This is a genomic window from Neopoerus faecalis (assembly GCF_029218125.1).
In the GTDB taxonomy this organism is placed as follows: Bacteria; Bacillota; Clostridia; order Oscillospirales; family Oscillospiraceae; genus Oscillibacter; species Oscillibacter faecalis_A.
Window position 1 is genome coordinate 311,368 of sequence record NZ_JARFXX010000002.1, and the last position, 15,364, is coordinate 326,731.

Consider the following 15,364-nt stretch of genomic DNA (forward strand, 5'->3'; position numbering starts at 1 on the left):
GGGCCTTGGGTATGATGAATAAGCTGCGCGACAGGCGGGGCGCATCGCTCCTGATGGCCCTCCTGCTGCTCCTGCTGGCAACGATGGTCAGCGTGGTCATCCTGACTGCGGTTTCCAGCGCGGCTCGGCACCTGAGCCGCGACCGGGAGGCCCAGCAGAACTACCTGACGGTCAGCTCTGCGGCAGAGCTGCTGCGAAGCGGTCTCAAAGGCGCGAAATATACCCGGACAGAAACCGTGACCTACACCTATGATTATGACGAGGGAGGCAACGTGACCGGTAGCCATGAGAGCGAGCCAGTGATTGTGACAACGCAGGCTGAAGCTATGGGCGTTATGGGTGCATGGCTGGCGTCCTGCATTCAGGCGGACGGAAACTGGCAGCAGAGCGAGCGTCATGACACAATTACGCTTACGGTCACCCCTCAGGGAACGGACGAGGTTTTACGGCCGGTGAAGGTCGATTTTTCCATGACGGACAAGGGTGAAATATCCACGAACACAACTGCCGCCGATTTTACGCTGGTATTTTATCTGCCGGATGGCGATGACTGCCGCATGACGCTGAAGCTCACGGGCTATCGGACATGGAGCGAGGAGTGGAAAGGCTCCGTAGAATTGGGGGAGCGGCGGCATATCATGACCACTTCGATCGAATGGAAGAATGATGTCATCACCAAGGGCGGAGAGGTACAGGAGGGGACAGCATGAACAGGCTGAAGGACAATCGGGGCGAGACCCTGATCGAGTCGCTGGTCTCCTTGCTGATTTTGACCATGACCTTTGCCTTTCTGGCCGTGGCGTCCACCACGGCGGCAAGGCTCAACGCCAAGGTGCGGGATACGGATGTCTCTTTTCGGTATGAGGCGGAAAGCACTGACAATGCAAGGGTCGAGCTTCAGGGCTCCGTTTCGCTTGATGGCATTAAAAGCGGCTTACAGACCGTGACGCTGTACGAAAATAACGGTTACCTCTATTATGATGGGGGGCCGGGGATATGAGCAGACTGAAAAGCAGCCGGGGCATGACCTTTATGGAGCTGCTGTGCGCCGTGCTGATTTTGATGATGTCCACCGCGCTGGTGCTGGTGGGCGTCAATCTGGCGCTGACAACCTACCGGGCGAATATGGAGGCGTCGGAGGCACAGGTCCTCTACTCCACGCTGACAACAGTCATCAGTGATAAGTTGCGCTATTGCGGAACAGTGGAAACGGCGGAGGATGGCACCATCACCCAAATATTCGCGCAGGGTATCGGCACTGGCAGCGGTGAGGCGTTTCAGCTTACGGAGGACGGAAAAGTGATGCTGGGCGGAAAAAGCCTGCTGGGCTCCGGTGCCTACCCACGGGACCTTACAGTGAGCAGTCTGACCATGACTTATAATAAGGACTCACGGCTCTTTACGGTCTCCATGGAGATCAGTAACCAAAAGGGACAGCGGTTAGCCGGAGGCATGGACTTTCAGGTGAAAAAGCTGAACACGTCAGAATCGGACATATAGAAAAAGGCCTGAGACTGCTTTTGCGGTCTCAGGTCTTTTTGAATGCTCAGCCCATGTGCGCCTTTAAGCGCTCCAGATTTTGTTTCATCAGCGATACATAGGTCTCGCCACCAGCCAGCTCCTCCGGCGTGACATTATGGCAGGTGTGGAACATGGCGGTGTCGGCACCCGCCGCTTCGGCAATGGCGTCCGCCACCAGATGATTGGAAAACTCAATGTACCAGACGGTAGAAATGTGCTCCGTGCGGACCTTATCCGTCAGGAAAGCCACTGTGGCGGCGGAGGGCTCTGTCTGGGTGGAGCAGCCGGGGAAGGCGGCGTAGTAGTTCAAATCAAATTCCTCTGCAAAGTACAGCAGCGGGAAGCGGTCGCCGAATACGATGGTGCGGTCCGGCAGGCCTGCAAAGAAATCATGAAATTCACCGTCCAGCGCGTTGATTTGGGAGGCGTAAGCCTCGGCGTTGGCCCGGTACTGCTCGGCGTGGGCGCTGTCCAGCGCGGCCAGCGCTTCCCCGAATTGCCGGGTGATGGCGGCGGCATTGGCGGGAGAGGTCCAAACGTGCTCGTCGATTTCCGTCACGCCGCCGAGATGGTCTTCGTCCTCATGGTGATGCGCGTCCTCATTCTCGTGATGATGGCCGATCTCCTCCTGCATCCCTTCCGCGTGGACCTCCTCCAGCGTTTCTACGCAGTCGACCATGGCAAGCGTGGTGCCTGTGGGCTCCGCTGCGTCCAAAATCGTTTCCACCCAACTGTCCGATTCGCCGCCAAGGTACAAGAACAGGTCGCAGCTCTGCACGGCCAAAATGTCCGCCGGGGTGGGCTCATAGGAGTGGCTCTCCGTCCCCGGAGGGAGCAGGAGCTGCACATCCGCCAGGTCTCCGGCGGCGGCACGGGCAAAATCATAGGCAGGGAAGACGGTAGCCACGATTTGCAGGCGGCCGGTGTCCTTTGTTGGGGTCGGAGCCAATGCTGGTGCACAGCCGGTGAGCAGAGAGAGCAGTAAAGAAACAATCAATAGCTTTTTCACAGAAATTCCTCGCAATTTGAGAATGATTTTCAAATATGATACCACAACGGCACCAAAAAAGCAAGCCCCCGGCAAAATTTGCCGAGGGCGTGCTGTGGCTTTGAGGCTTACTTGCTGCGCTTGAGAACTTCCTTCACCAGCTCCCAAGTCCGCTGGACGGAGGCAATGTGCATCCGCTCTCTGGGCGTATGGATATCGGACAGCTCCGGACCGAAGGAAACGCAGTCCAGCCCTGGCAGCTTTTCGCTGAACAAGCCGCACTCCACACCGGCGTGCATGGCCTTGATAGTGGGTTCCTTGCCGTACTGCTCCTGGTAGACCTCCACCATGCGCTCCCGCAAGGGGGACTGGGGCATATACTCCCAGCCGGGATAGTCGCCCTCGGCCTCCGTGGTGCCGCCCAACTGCTCCGTCAGGCAGATGAGCTGATCCAGCACGGCCTTTTTCTGTGTGGCAACGCTGCTGCGGATGGAGGCCCGGAGCACCTGACGGTCCTCATCGGTGTACATGATGCCAAGGTTCAGGGAGGTCTGCACAAGACCCGGCATATCCTGACTCATAGTCTGCACGCCGAAGGGCGTGCAGGTCAGCAGCGTCGCAACGCGCCGGGTGCTCTCAGCGTCCATAGGGGCCCACTGTGCCTCGGCGGTCTCCACGTTCACGCTGAGGTTGGGGTCGGAAACGCGATACTCCCGCTTCAGCGCACGGGTCAACTCCTCCACAGCGGCGCGGACCGCTGCGGCGTCCGCCGTGACGATGACCGTCTCGGAGGCGGCGCAGATGGCGTTGTCCTTAGCGCCGCCGGCGGCGGAGACAAGGCGGGTGTCCGCCGCGCCGCAGGCAGCGCGGAGCAGGCGGCCCTGCAGCTTGTTGGCGTTGGCGCGGCCGGTGCCAATCTCCATGCCGGAGTGGCCGCCCACAAGGCCGGAGACCTTGATGGCAAGGGTCTCGCCCGCAAAATGTGCCCGGTGGACCGGCAGGGCGTTGGTGACCTGACAGCCGCCGGCGCAGCCTACAATGAACATTCCCTCGGTATCAGCGTCAATGTTCAGCATCTGCCGGCCCTGAAGGGGGGATACATCCATCACCATAGCGCCCAGCATACCGATTTCCTCATCGGTGGTCAGCACGGCCTCCAGACGGGGGTGCTGCAGGGTCTTATCTTCCAGTGCGGCCAGCGCCATGGCAACGGCAATACCGTCATCCGCGCCCAGCGTGGTGCCTCGGGCGCCTACGGTATCGCCCTCCACAAAGAGGTCCAGCCCTTCGGTCTCCATATTCTTCGCACAGCCGGGATCCTTTTCGCACACCATGTCCAGATGGCCCTGCAATATCACGGCAGGGGCGTTTTCATAGCCGGGGGTGGCGGGAGCGATGAGAATCACGTTGTTGGCAGCGTCCTGATGGCACTCCAGTCCGCGCTCCTCACCGAATTTCACGCACCAATCGCTGATGGCCTTGGTGTTCCGGGAGCCGTGGGGGATAGACGTCAGAGACTCAAAAATTTCAAAGACCCGCTTCGGCTCTAAATTGGATAAAACTGCCATAATTATTCTCCTTTTTTCTTCAGCTTTGTTTTATTGCCCTTTTTATCTACAATATAGGTATGGTCCAGTTGGCCCTTCAGACTACCCAATACGGAGTCAATGTATTCCCGCCGCAGCGCGGCGCGCTCCATTTCCTCCCATTCGGTCAGCCCCTCCGGGCTTTTGGCCTTTTTCGCCAGTTCATTGATTCGGTCGATCTGCTTTTGCTCCATATTGACTCCGTTCCGCGGTGTCCCGCTTATTGATAGCATTTGACGGTAATGGGGATGCGGCCTTTTTTTGTAAGGCCGCCGATCTCCGTCAGCTCAAATTTTCCAAAGCCCCGGGCGGACACGGTATCCCCGGCGGAGACCTGGCGATCCGGCTTTGTACATTCCCGCCAGTTCAGCTGAACACGGCCGCTCTCAATCAGCGCCGCCGCCTTACCCCGGGCCATGCGGAAGCCCGTGGCGCACACGGCGTCCAGCCGTAGGGAGGAAACGGTGTCCCGCCGCTCCTCGCACCGGACCTCCGGAATGTGGAGGTGTCCCGGCTCGATTTCGGAGACATTCAGCCGGGCGCGGCCCGCCGTGTTCCAGCTCTGGAGAAGAAAATCCGCCACGGTGTCCAGCACCATGAGGTCGGCGCTGTCAGGGCTGACCAGAATATCGCCCAGCTTTTCCCGGATGATGCCCATTCCCATGAGACTTCCTAAAAAATCTCGATGCGTCAGCTTTTCATCCGCCCGGAACTGCGCCCGCAGACAGCGGATGGGACTTTGACCTTCGGCGTCCGCGGCGTCCAGCCAGTCCGGCAGAAACAGGAGCAGCGCCCGCTCCGCGTCATCGTAGCCCCCCAGCCGGACATAGGCCGTGTCGGAAATTCCGGCGGTTCGGAGCATATCCATTGCCATGGCCTGCTGCGCGGGACTGAGAAAATCCGTGGCGGCGGGAACGTTCCGTTCTGACGCCTGCCGCGCGCGGTCCAGTACCCGGGCCAGAAGGAGCCGATCGTCACCAAGAGCGCCGCACTGGTCTAATAGCTTGCTTTTGTCCATTTACGGCTCCCTTCGTGTGATTTTTTGCATAAGGGCCATAGGCCTTCATGCAGAGCCTCATTTTACCACGGCCCTTGGGAAATAGCAAGGGCGGCCGCCCGTTAAAAAATACATTCCCGGGCGCTCTGCACCCGGGAATGCTGTATAAGCTATCAACTGTTGGTCAAGTAATCGCCCTTCATGTAGCCGGTGACGTCCGCGCCGCCGGGGCCGGAGAACGTGATCTGATACCAGCCGTTTCCGGCGCTGGACACGATCTGCACCTTGTCACCGTTTTTCAAAGAGGCAATGGGGGAACCGTCCGTACCGGCGCTGGGGCGGACATTCACGCCGCCTGCGGCATTGGTCACAACGCCGCTGCCGGTTTTCAGACTGCCGGAGGTGCTGTTGCCGGTGTTGGTTGTTGTGGTGGGCGCGGCGGGAGCGGCCGTGCCGCTGACATTGCAGCGCACGATGCACACGCCCTTCTTGCTGCCATCCGTGACAACGATGTTGATGGTGCCCTTGGAGATGGCCGTGACCTTGCCGGTGCTGTCCACAGAGGCAATGCCATCGTCCTCACTGATCCACGTATAGCTGCCGCTGCCGCCGGAGACCCGGATCGAGGCGGTCTCGCCCACACTTTTCATGGTGAAATCCGAGGTGCTGAGGGTCAGACCGTCCGGCAGAGCCATGGCCTTTTCATAGTCGTCAGTCTCGCTGCCGGTATTCGGCGCTGTTGTAGTGGTGGTATCATCCGGCTCATCGGGCATTACGCCGGGGTCCTCCGTGTCGGGCTCGTCCGTACCCGGCTCCGCTGTGTCAGACTCGTCGGGTGTGACCGGTGTGACCACGCCGGGCTGGGGCGTAATGGGGTCCTTGGCCGCGGTGGGCTGCTTGTCTCCCCGCAGCAGGAAAATCAAAAGTCCCGCCATCAGCAGAATCAAAATCACCAAAACCGGGGTCAGAAGACTGAAGCTGCGCTCCTGTCGGGCGCGGCGCCCTCCGGTTTTTCCCTTTTTCAGAATTTCCTCCTCCTCACAGAAGGGGCAGTATTTATATGTATCGGAGTATTTTTCCCCGCAGTCGGGGCAGCGCTTCATCGCCATGGGTGGCCTCCTCATTCTTTGTTAATTTACATAATACTGTTTTTTCGTCATTTCGTCAAGTATGGGTCTGTCGATTTCACAGGAATTTCATACTTTTCCTTGCTTTCGTGGCGGGGAGTTACTATAATGATAAAAAAACAGGAAAAACGGAGGTCCCGTTATGAGCACGATTCTGATCGGAATCGCCGGAGGCACCGGCTCCGGTAAAACAACCCTGACCCGGCACCTGAAGGAGCACTTTGGCCCGGAGGTCACGGTCATCGGCCACAGCTATTATAAGCGGCAGGTCGGCAAGACCTATGAGGAACGGACGAGGGTAAACTACGATCACCCCGACGCATTCGATACCGACCTGCTCATTGAGCACCTGAAGGAGCTGAAGGCGGGGCGGTCCATCCAATGCCCGGTGTATTCCTTTGTGGACCACAACCGGACGGACGAGACGGTGGAAATATTCCCCACAAAGGTCATCATTGTAGAGGGCATTCTGATTTTCCAGAACCCGACGCTGCGGGATATGTTCGACATCAAGATTTTCGTGGAGACTGACGCGGATGTCCGTATTCTCCGTCGCGCTCTGCGGGATGTGGAGGAGCGGGGCCGGACGCTGCAATCCGTGGTGACGCAGTACCTCACCACCGTCAAGCCCATGCACGAGCAGTATGTGGAGCCCAGCCGGAAGTTCGCCGACATCATCGTTTTGGAGGGCGGGCGCAATCTGGTGGCGCTGGAGATGATCATGCAGCGCATTCAGGCGCATATCGACGCGCCGTAAGCGCAAAAATGAATCCCGCACGCAGATTTTGAACGGAATATAGCAAAATCCCGGCTGATATTCGTCAGCCGGGATTTTATTTTATGAAATGCGGTTCAGCCGTTTTCCAGCGCGGAAATGGCGTTTGTCAGCGCGGTCTGAGCTTGAACCACCGATTCGTACAGGCTGTAGTCCTCCAAAGGCTTCGGTCCCCGCAGGGCTTCCGTCAGGGCGGCGGCGCTGCGGCCCAGATCGCCGAAATCCAGATTCTGAGCAACGCCCTTCAGCGTGTGGGCGGCGCGGAAGGCGCTCTCCCAATCCTTGACGGCTACAGCGGCCTTCAACTGCTCAAAGGTGGGGTCGGTCTTGTAGCGCAGCACAAATTTGCGGACGAAGCTCTCGCTGCAAAGACGGGAGAGCACCGCGTCAAAGCTGCCGCCGATTTGGGCGTAAAATTCCTTTAAATCCATCATGAAGCGCCTTTCCGGCGCGGCTCATGGCTGCGCCCGCTGTGCTTTTCTGCGATACATCTGCCGGTCCGCCTGCCGGATGGCCTCGTCCAGCGGCTTGACGCCGTAGGCCCCGCCGACAGTGACGGAGAGGCGCAGCTCCGGGTAATCCGGCACGGAGACGGCACTGACCGCCTTGCAAATCTGTTCCAGCCGAAGCTGGAAGGTGGCTTTTGGAATACGGGGGAAGAGAAGCAGAAATTCGTCCCCGCCGTAGCGGATGAGAATATCGCTGCTGCGGACACAGGAGGAAATGACACTTGCAATGGTGCGGAGGGCGGCATCGCCCGCCTGATGTCCGTAGGTATCGTTTACGGATTTGAACAGGTCCGCGTCAATGAGGGCCACACCGTCCACCTCCACCTGGCCGCCGAGCGTCTGCTCCAGATAGTAGCGGGAGCGGACGCCGGTGAGGGTATCGGTCTGCGCACTGTCATCCGAGGGGGCCTGCGCGTTTTCCAGCAGCAGGCGCTTATCGCCGCTATCCAGCCAGCGGCCGTTATCTATTTTGGAGATCAGCTCCAGCACACAGGGCTGGCCGTTGAGCTCCACATACTGCGCGGTGACATGGAAAATGTCCGTTTCCGTAAATTCCAGCCGGCACAGCCGGGTCTTGAGCTTCATGGCCTTGGCGGAAATGCAGTTTTCACAGACCTCGTTCCGGCCCCAGATAGAGGTGCAGGCGCCGCCGGGGGAGAGACTGCCATCCTCATTGAGCCGCAGGACACAGTTATTGGCGGGGTCCACCAGCCGGACGATATCGAAAACATCCTTCAGCTCACGCAGCGTGGTGCTCACGATATTGAAGGCGTCGCCCTGCGTCCGCAGTGACAGCGTACCCCGGCGGACAGCCTCGCCCTTGAGGTCGGAGAACTGCACGATAACGCTCAGGGGCTGCGGGTCCGCACCATGGGACCAGATAACACGGGCGGTCAGGCGGAACAGGCACCGGGTCAGCCGCACAGTGAGATAGACGTCCATGCTGCGCTCCGGGTCCTCGGGTGTGGCCTCCTTGGCAAGTGTCCACAGCTTGTGCAGGTCCTCCAGCGACATGAGGTCCTGAAGGTCCGGCGCGTCAATACTGAAAGTCCGCTCCCGGCTGTCCGGCGGCTGGAACCAATCCACCACACGGACCTGTCTGCTGGGAATGTTATAGTCAAACTGAACGCCGCCGCACTGAGCCGCGTAAAAGGCGGTCTTTTCCCGCTCTGCCTCCAGCGTCTGCTGGAGAAGCGATTTGCCGCCGGAGAGAATGTTGTCCTCTCCATCGCTCTTCAAAAGCTCGTTGGAAAGGCGCAGGGAGTCCTGCACATCATTCCGGTCACCCAGCATGAGATCACGCTGGCTCACAAGCTGGGGGGAGATGTCGGTCAGGCATTTTAAAAGCAGGGGATTGAAGCTGCCGCATTTTCCGTCCCGAATCATCTGTATGGCGGTCTCATGGCTCAGGGCAGGCTTATAGGGCCGCTGGGCGGTCAGCGCGGAATACACATCCGCAAGGGACACCGCCTGCGCAGAAATGGGGATGGCCTCGCCCTTGAGATGGTCGGGGTAGCCGTTGCCGTCCCAGCGCTCGTGGTGCCAGCGGCAGATATCGTAGGCGGTCTTTACCAGCGGGTCATCCTGCCACGCAGGCAGGTCCTTGATGATGGCGGCGCCGACGGTGGTGTGGGTTTCCATGATGGCCCGCTCCTCCGCGGTCAGTGGACCGGGCTTTTTCAAAATCGCCTCCGGCACCCGGCTCTTGCCGATGTCATGAAGGGCGGAGGCCATGCCGATGCGGATGATTTCCTCCTCCGTCAGCCGGTAGCGGGGCGTTTCCTTGGCAAGCTGGTGCAGCAGAGCCTCCGTAATGGTGCGGACGCGGAGAATGTGCTGGTTATTTTCGCCGTTGTGGGCTTCTACCACGCTGCCAAAAATTCCAAGCAGCATACTGCTGAGCTTTTCTTTATCCAATACCTGCTGGGAAACAAGGCTTGTCAGCCGCCGCTGCTTGGCATAGAGCATCAGCGTGTTCTCTATCCGGCGGCGGACCACCAGCGTGTGGAACGGGCGGTGAATATAGTCGGTAGCGCCCAGACTGTAGGCCCGGTCCATAAAGGCGTCGGACTGGTCGGCGGAAATGACGATCACGGGAATCTCATCCAGCCAGTGATAGCGCTGCATGATCTCCAGAACGCCGCAGCCATCCAGCCCCGGCATGACCATGTCCAGCAGCATCAGGTCAACGGCGGGATTTCCGCGCAGGATATCAATGGCCTGCTGACCGTCCTCCGCCTGAAGATAGCGGTAATCCGTACCCAGAATCTCCATCAGGAGCTCCCGGTTCAATTGCGAATCGTCCACGATCAGCAGCGTTTGCAGATTGTTCAAATACAGTCCTCCATTCCGGCAGCGGTTTTGCGCTGCTGTCCGTCAGTTCATACGAATCCATAACAAAAAAATTATAACAGTCCGTGAAAATTCTGTCAATTTAATTCCACAGAAAACGAAGATTGACGCTTCCAGAAATTTCGCGGGTCGAATTGCGGCAGAAGGGTTGAAATGGCGGAAAAAATCCGATATGATGAAAAAAACGTGCAAAGGAGCTTGTTATGATCGAACAACTGCTGGAATACAACCGGGAATTTGTGAAAAGCGGCGCTTACGAAAAATTTCAGACCAGCAAGTACCCGGATAAGAAAATCGCCATCCTGACCTGTATGGACACCCGGCTGGTGGAGCTGCTTCCGGCGGCGCTGGGTATCCGCAACGGCGATGTGAAGATGATCAAAAACGCCGGCGGCATGATTACCGGCCCCTTTGACAGCGCGGTACGCAGCCTGCTGGTGGGTATTGTTGAGCTGGGGGTAGAGGAGGTCATGGTCATTGGTCACACGGACTGCGGCGTGGCTCACATCAACGCCGACATGATGATCCGCCACCTCATTCAGCGGGGCGTGTCTCAGGACCATATCGACATGATGCGCTACTGCGGCATCGACTTTGAGGAGTGGCTCCGAGGCTTTGACTGCGTGGAGAGCTCCGTGGCGGAGACGGTGGACCTGCTGCGAAACCACCCCTTGATGCCGAAGGATGTTGTTATCAAGGGCTATGTCATTAACACGAAGACCGGCGAGCTGACAGCGCAGTAAACAAAAATCAAACACGGGAAAGAGAGGCACGGAGCATTCGCTCCGTGCCTCAGCGTGTCGAAAAGTTTTTTCTCCCCGCTGAGTAAGTTTTCAGAACTTAAAAAAGCTCTGAAAACGGTCAATTTAAATAGCGCAGGACACCCCTCTTGGGTTTCCCGCGCACACCCTTCCTTTCCCTTTCAGAAAGTTCATCACTCTATAGGTAATCTCGGGCACGGAGCATTCGCTCCGTGCCTCTTTTTGGCGAAAAACAGAAAAGTGACGGGAAATGCTTGAAATGTGATGAAAGTAGACGATTTTTACTTTAAAAATTACAAAAAAACAAAAGCGCGGCGACACGTTTTTCCAGCATTTGACAGGCAGGGGAGATTATACTCACGATGAGAGGCGGGACAGGTGCACAGCCCTGCCGGAAACGCACGAAAATTGAAGGAGGTCAAGGTTTTATGAGAAAACGGATGGCAAAATTCCTGTCCCTTTTCCTGACAGCGGTGATGGTATGCTCGCTGCTGTCGGTGTCCGCGCTGGCGGCACTGGAGTCCCACGAACAGCAAACCTGCAAATTTCAGATTTTGTATGTGGATTCTTCGTTTGGCGCTGGATACAGCTATGGCATTAGTTGGGACGAACCATATACCTGCCAGTATAGTGAAGGCCACAGCGGCTATAACCATTCCATAGCCTGTTCCAAAATCAGAGAACAGGTAGAGACCGCAAAAGCAAAGGTGGATTCTGGCTGGGAAATCGTTGGATGGGCCAAGGAAGCAAAACCGAATCCGACGGTCCTTACCACTTACACCGGCACAACTGCCACGCAGACAACCTATACCATTTACCTTGTGGCGAAGCGGCCCGCCTCGGCAGAGGTGACCTACACTCTTACCTATAACGCCAATGGCGGCAGCGGCGCACCTGCGGCACAGACAGCAAAAAGCAGTACCGGCTCGGCCACATTTACGATTTCCACCAGTGTGCCGACTTGGGATGACCATACCTTTTTAGGCTGGGCGGATTCTGCCGATGCAGCGGCTGCCGCTTATCACGGCGGCGGTACGATTACCGTGAGTGCAGACAAGACGATTTACGCGGTGTGGAAGCAGAATCACCATCATAATGATACCGATGACGATGGTTTCTGCGATGACGACAACGAATGTATGCACGTCAAGGACACAGAGGGCTACTGCACCGTGTCCGGTTGCAAGCACCCGAGTAGCTGCTGCCCCAAGCGCAGCAGCGGCCCCGCTGGCCCCACGGAAAGCCAGCTTCAAGATATCCTCGGTACGGATTTTGTCACAGTCACCTGTGAGACCCTCCCGGATGAACACCATGACGGAACTTATGGCCTTTTGACCGGCGGCTATACGCTGGGCGCGGTGCAGGGGGACGATGCCTCCGGCTACACCGTGAATCTGACGCTGAAGCTGACCAATTATGTCGAAGCCTTCGGTACGGACACCCGCAAGGTGCATACTCCGGCGGAGGGGGAGACCGACCGCAGCGTTACGCTGCAATACAACAAGGAATCGCAGCTATGGGCGCTGGCAGCTGGTGTTACCGGCGTGACCTTCAAGGCGGTCTGCAACGATAAGTCCAGCCAGCCCGGCATGGTGAAGCTGGCGGACGGGCAGACCTCCATCGGTGAAAGAAAGCCCGGCGATACCATGGTGTTTACCCTGAACTCCACGGTGCCCTCCGACCTGCTCCGCATGAACACCGCCGGCGACATGGAGCTGGTGAACCCCTACACGCTGGTATTCCACGATAAAATGAACGAAAAGCTGGAGTCCGATTATAATGACCTCAAAGTCACCATCGACACCATGGTTCTGGACCCGGCAGATTACACGGTGGCGACCACCGGCCTTTCCGGCGGCGAGACCCTGAACGTCACGCTGGACTTAGCGGCGCTTTACAACGCCGGGAAAATCACAAAGGATGACCTTGGCAAGACGCCCATTGTGGTATCCTATACGGCGAAGGTGGTTGACGATGCCATAAATGGCGATCTGCTCCGCAATGATGCTTATGTAAGATCCCTCGAAGGCTCCAGCAGTATCAGCACGGTGATCGGTACGGTGGTGGATACACCTCACACCGGCGGCCCCGGCACCATGATCTTCACCGTGGCGGGCATGGCGCTGCTGGGCGGCGCTGCCGGTCTTATGGTGCTGCGCCGCAGGAAAGAGGACGCTGAAAACTAAGGACTGAAGGAAAGAGGGCATGATGCGGCGAAAACGGACCCGGAGCCTTCGCGACCGTGCGCTGGGTTGGCTGGCCGCTCTGCTTTTGGCGGCGGGGGCGGTGGTACTGCTGTACCCCGCCCTGTCCAACCGCTACTATCAGCGGCAATACGCGCAGGCGGCGGAGACATTCGCACAGGGACAGTCCGAAGCGGAGAACGCGGCGCTGTGGCAGGCGGCAGAAGCCTATAACATGGCGCTGGCGGAAAAGGCGGAGCAGTTTGCCCTGACTGCGGAGGAGCGGGAGCAGGTTGCCGCCTGTCTCAATCCGCTGGGGACCGGCATGATGGGTTCTATTGAGATTCCGAAAATCGATGTGAACCTGCCCATCTATCAGGGCACGGAGGAGCAGCAGCTCCAATCCGGCTGTGGCTGGTGGCCGGGGACCTCGCTGCCTACCGGCGGTTCCGGGACCCACTGCGTCATCACGGCTCACACCGGACTGACGAAAGCAAAGCTCTTTACGGACCTTGACCGACTGGAGACCGGGGACCGCTTTACGCTGCACATTCTGGACCGGGATATGAATTATGAGGTGGACCAGATTTTAGTGACGGAGCCGGAGGAGCTGGCGCCGCTGCGAATCGTTCCCGGAGAGGACCTTGTCACACTGTATACCTGTACGCCCTACGGCGTCAACAGCCATCGGCTGCTGGTGCGGGGACATCGGGTAGAGGCGGAGGAGGCCGACACGGAAAGGTCCTTCGCATGGTGGAGCATTCCGGTCGCTGCGGTATTCCCAATTTTGTGGCTGCTGCGCCGCATGAAACGGCAGAAATGAAAGGAGACAGACGGTATGAACAGACAGAAACGGCGGCTTTGGCGCTGCGCTGTGCTGTGGATGACCGTCTGGCTGCTGCTCTGCGGCACCGTCCATGCCGCCGGAGGAACGCTGACGCTGCGCTATGCCTTTGACGGTGTGGCCTTTTCCATCTACCGTGTGGCGGAACCAACGGCGGCGGGCTACGCGCTGACAGGGCCCTTTGATGACTGCCGGGTGCGGCTGCCCCGACCGGAGGACGGTGCCTCCGTCTGGAAGGACGCGGCGGAAACGCTGGCCGGGTATGCCGCCGGAAAGCAGCCGACAGCCCGGGGCGTTACCCACGGCGGGCAAGTCACGTTTGCGGGACTGGAGCCCGGACTGCATCTGGCAGTGGGGGACTGCCACACACTGAATGGAAAAACGTATATCCCGGTTATTTTGCTGGAGGAGGTCACCGGTGGGGGAAGCGCCGGGGCCGATGTAAAGTGGGAATGGGACGATGACGGTGACGAACCCGGCGGCGGAGGCAGTGAAAGCAGAATTTCCCTGCGAGTGGAGAAGCGCTGGCTGGGGGATGATCCGGCCGAGAGGCCATCCTCTGTGGAGCTTTGGCTGCTGCGGGACGGAGCCCTGTGGGAGCAGGTGATTTTAACGGAGGATGACCACTGGTGCCGGACATGGAATGGCTTGGAGCCGGGACATCGCTGGCAGGTAACGGAGCCGGAGGTGTCGGAGGGGTACACCGTGTCCGTGTCCCGGCAGAGGGAGCTGTTCACCGTGACCAACTCCGGGGAAGCGGCAGGCGAGGAGCCTGCGCCGCTGGGGGGCCTGCTGCCCCAGACCGGGCAGCTCTGGTGGCCCGCAATCCTATTGGCGGCGCTGGGACTTTTGCTGCTACTGAGAGCCTTTAGGCTCCGGCGGCGGAAGTGATGGGGCGCGGAAAATGGAGCGGCACAGTGGGGGTGCTGCTTTTGCTGGCTGCCCTTGTGCTGACGGTGCACAATCTGCGGGAAGCCCGTCAGGCGGAGCACTTTTCCGGCGAAACGGCGGCGAAGCTGACGGAGGAAATTTCGCGGCGAAGGACCGCGAGAGAAGCGGAACCGGAGCCGCAAAGCGAAGCACCGCCGGAGGCGGAAGCAGAGAGCACTGACTATCTGGGGCTTTTAGAACTGCCGACCTTGAGCCTGACCCTGCCTGTGGCGGCGGAGTGGAGCTATCCCGCGCTGAAACGGACGCCGTGCCGGTACAGCGGCACGGCAGGGGAGGTGAGCTTTGTCATCATTGCCCATAATTACCCGGCCCATTTCGGAAGACTGTGGGAGTTGGAGCCGGGGGCGGAGGTCTATTTTACGGATATGGCGGGGATGCGGACGCTTTACATTGTGGAACGGCAGGAGCGGCTGCGCCCCGGCGATACCGAGGCATTGTCGGAGCCGGGGCTGACGCTGCTCACCTGCACACCGGGAGGCAGAAGCCGCGTCGCGGTGCGTTGCCGCCGTGCTGCGTAGAAAGAAGCCCATTGACTGTGACATAGGGATACTCCGTTACGAGGTAGAGGGAATATATCGAGTGGAAAGCACAGCGGCAGGCCGAACGACCAAAGACTATAAATGACAGCGGGAGTGCAAAAACACTCCCGCTGTTGTCTTAATAAAAGTTCTTTTTGAAAAGTAAATTCCCCCAAAACGAAGTAATCACGATTATACAGAAAGCAGAAATATAAAAGAATAAACGAGACAGAAATGCGAATTTCCGCAATA

At 58.6% G+C, this 15,364-nt stretch carries 16 protein-coding genes; 9 read left to right on the top strand and 7 right to left on the bottom strand.

Going from position 1 to position 15,364, the window contains the following annotated elements:
• Positions 1–11 precede the first annotated feature (11 nt).
• Genes PY311_RS03975 through PY311_RS03985 form a run of 3 tightly spaced genes read left to right on the top strand, consistent with a single transcriptional unit; the run spans position 12 to position 1,500 of the window.
• A complete protein-coding gene (locus PY311_RS03975) occupies positions 12–710 on the top strand; it encodes a hypothetical protein (RefSeq protein ID WP_286147382.1) in 699 nt (232 codons plus the stop codon).
• On the top strand, positions 707–1,000 hold the full coding sequence (locus PY311_RS03980) for a type II secretion system protein (RefSeq protein WP_286147383.1): 294 nt from the start codon (positions 707–709) through the stop codon (positions 998–1,000). The genes PY311_RS03975 and PY311_RS03980 overlap by 4 nt, the downstream gene beginning before the upstream one ends.
• Complete coding sequence (locus PY311_RS03985) at positions 997–1,500, top strand: type II secretion system protein (RefSeq protein WP_286147384.1); 504 nt, start codon at positions 997–999, stop codon at positions 1,498–1,500. The genes PY311_RS03980 and PY311_RS03985 overlap by 4 nt, the downstream gene beginning before the upstream one ends.
• Before the next feature lie 46 nt (positions 1,501–1,546).
• On the opposite strand, the gene PY311_RS03990 is transcribed toward PY311_RS03985, so the two are convergent.
• The 5 genes from PY311_RS03990 to PY311_RS04010 all read right to left on the bottom strand — a co-directional run bounded on the left by PY311_RS03990 (position 1,547) and on the right by PY311_RS04010 (position 6,201).
• Positions 1,547–2,530 carry a metal ABC transporter substrate-binding protein gene (locus PY311_RS03990; protein WP_286147385.1) on the bottom strand — a complete coding sequence of 328 codons (984 nt, stop codon included), beginning with the start codon at positions 2,528–2,530 and terminating at the stop codon, positions 1,547–1,549.
• Positions 2,531–2,637: 107 nt separating this feature from the next.
• Positions 2,638–4,077, bottom strand: coding sequence for an aminoacyl-histidine dipeptidase (locus PY311_RS03995; RefSeq protein WP_286147386.1), 1,440 nt, complete (start codon positions 4,075–4,077; stop codon positions 2,638–2,640).
• A 2-nt stretch (positions 4,078–4,079) separates the two neighbouring features.
• Entirely contained in the window at positions 4,080–4,289 is a 210-nt protein-coding gene (locus PY311_RS04000) for a DUF896 domain-containing protein (RefSeq protein ID WP_286147387.1), read from the bottom strand.
• Positions 4,290–4,315: 26 nt separating this feature from the next.
• Positions 4,316–5,113, bottom strand: coding sequence for a YlmH family RNA-binding protein (locus tag PY311_RS04005; RefSeq protein ID WP_286147388.1), 798 nt, complete (start codon positions 5,111–5,113; stop codon positions 4,316–4,318).
• A 152-nt stretch (positions 5,114–5,265) separates the two neighbouring features.
• Positions 5,266–6,201 (bottom strand): SH3 domain-containing protein, encoded by a 936-nt coding sequence (locus tag PY311_RS04010; protein ID WP_286147389.1) that lies wholly within the window; start codon positions 6,199–6,201, stop codon positions 5,266–5,268.
• Positions 6,202–6,361: 160 nt separating this feature from the next.
• Here PY311_RS04010 and udk point away from each other — a divergent pair, with 160 nt between their 5' ends.
• Positions 6,362–6,976: a uridine kinase gene (udk, locus tag PY311_RS04015; protein WP_286147390.1), complete on the top strand. Its 615-nt coding sequence runs from the start codon at positions 6,362–6,364 to the stop codon at positions 6,974–6,976.
• A gap of 95 nt (positions 6,977–7,071) precedes the next feature.
• Here the strand turns inward: udk and PY311_RS04020 are convergent, their stop codons facing one another.
• Both PY311_RS04020 and PY311_RS04025 read right to left on the bottom strand, forming a co-directional pair.
• Positions 7,072–7,428 carry an Hpt domain-containing protein gene (locus PY311_RS04020; RefSeq protein WP_286147391.1) on the bottom strand — a complete coding sequence of 119 codons (357 nt, stop codon included), beginning with the start codon at positions 7,426–7,428 and terminating at the stop codon, positions 7,072–7,074.
• Between the two features lie 21 nt (positions 7,429–7,449).
• On the bottom strand, positions 7,450–9,837 hold the full coding sequence (locus tag PY311_RS04025; protein WP_286147392.1) for a diguanylate cyclase domain-containing protein: 2,388 nt from the start codon (positions 9,835–9,837) through the stop codon (positions 7,450–7,452).
• 221 nt (positions 9,838–10,058) lie between these two features.
• On the opposite strand from PY311_RS04025, the gene PY311_RS04030 reads away from it, so the two are divergent.
• From PY311_RS04030 to PY311_RS04050, 5 genes are all read left to right on the top strand, one after another.
• A complete protein-coding gene (locus PY311_RS04030) occupies positions 10,059–10,598 on the top strand; it encodes a beta-class carbonic anhydrase (RefSeq protein WP_286147393.1) in 540 nt (179 codons plus the stop codon).
• Positions 10,599–11,044: 446 nt separating this feature from the next.
• The gene (locus tag PY311_RS04035) at positions 11,045–12,802 is read left to right on the top strand and encodes an isopeptide-forming domain-containing fimbrial protein (protein ID WP_286147394.1); all 1,758 of its coding nucleotides are present in this window, start codon (positions 11,045–11,047) and stop codon (positions 12,800–12,802) included.
• A 19-nt stretch (positions 12,803–12,821) separates the two neighbouring features.
• Positions 12,822–13,622 (top strand): class C sortase, encoded by an 801-nt coding sequence (locus PY311_RS04040; RefSeq protein WP_286147395.1) that lies wholly within the window; start codon positions 12,822–12,824, stop codon positions 13,620–13,622.
• A gap of 15 nt (positions 13,623–13,637) precedes the next feature.
• Positions 13,638–14,534 (top strand): Cna B-type domain-containing protein, encoded by an 897-nt coding sequence (locus tag PY311_RS04045; RefSeq protein ID WP_286147396.1) that lies wholly within the window; start codon positions 13,638–13,640, stop codon positions 14,532–14,534.
• A complete protein-coding gene (locus PY311_RS04050; RefSeq protein ID WP_286147397.1) occupies positions 14,534–15,112 on the top strand; it encodes a sortase in 579 nt (192 codons plus the stop codon). Before PY311_RS04045 ends, PY311_RS04050 begins: the two co-directional genes overlap by 1 nt.
• The last annotated feature ends 252 nt before the right edge of the window (positions 15,113–15,364 follow it).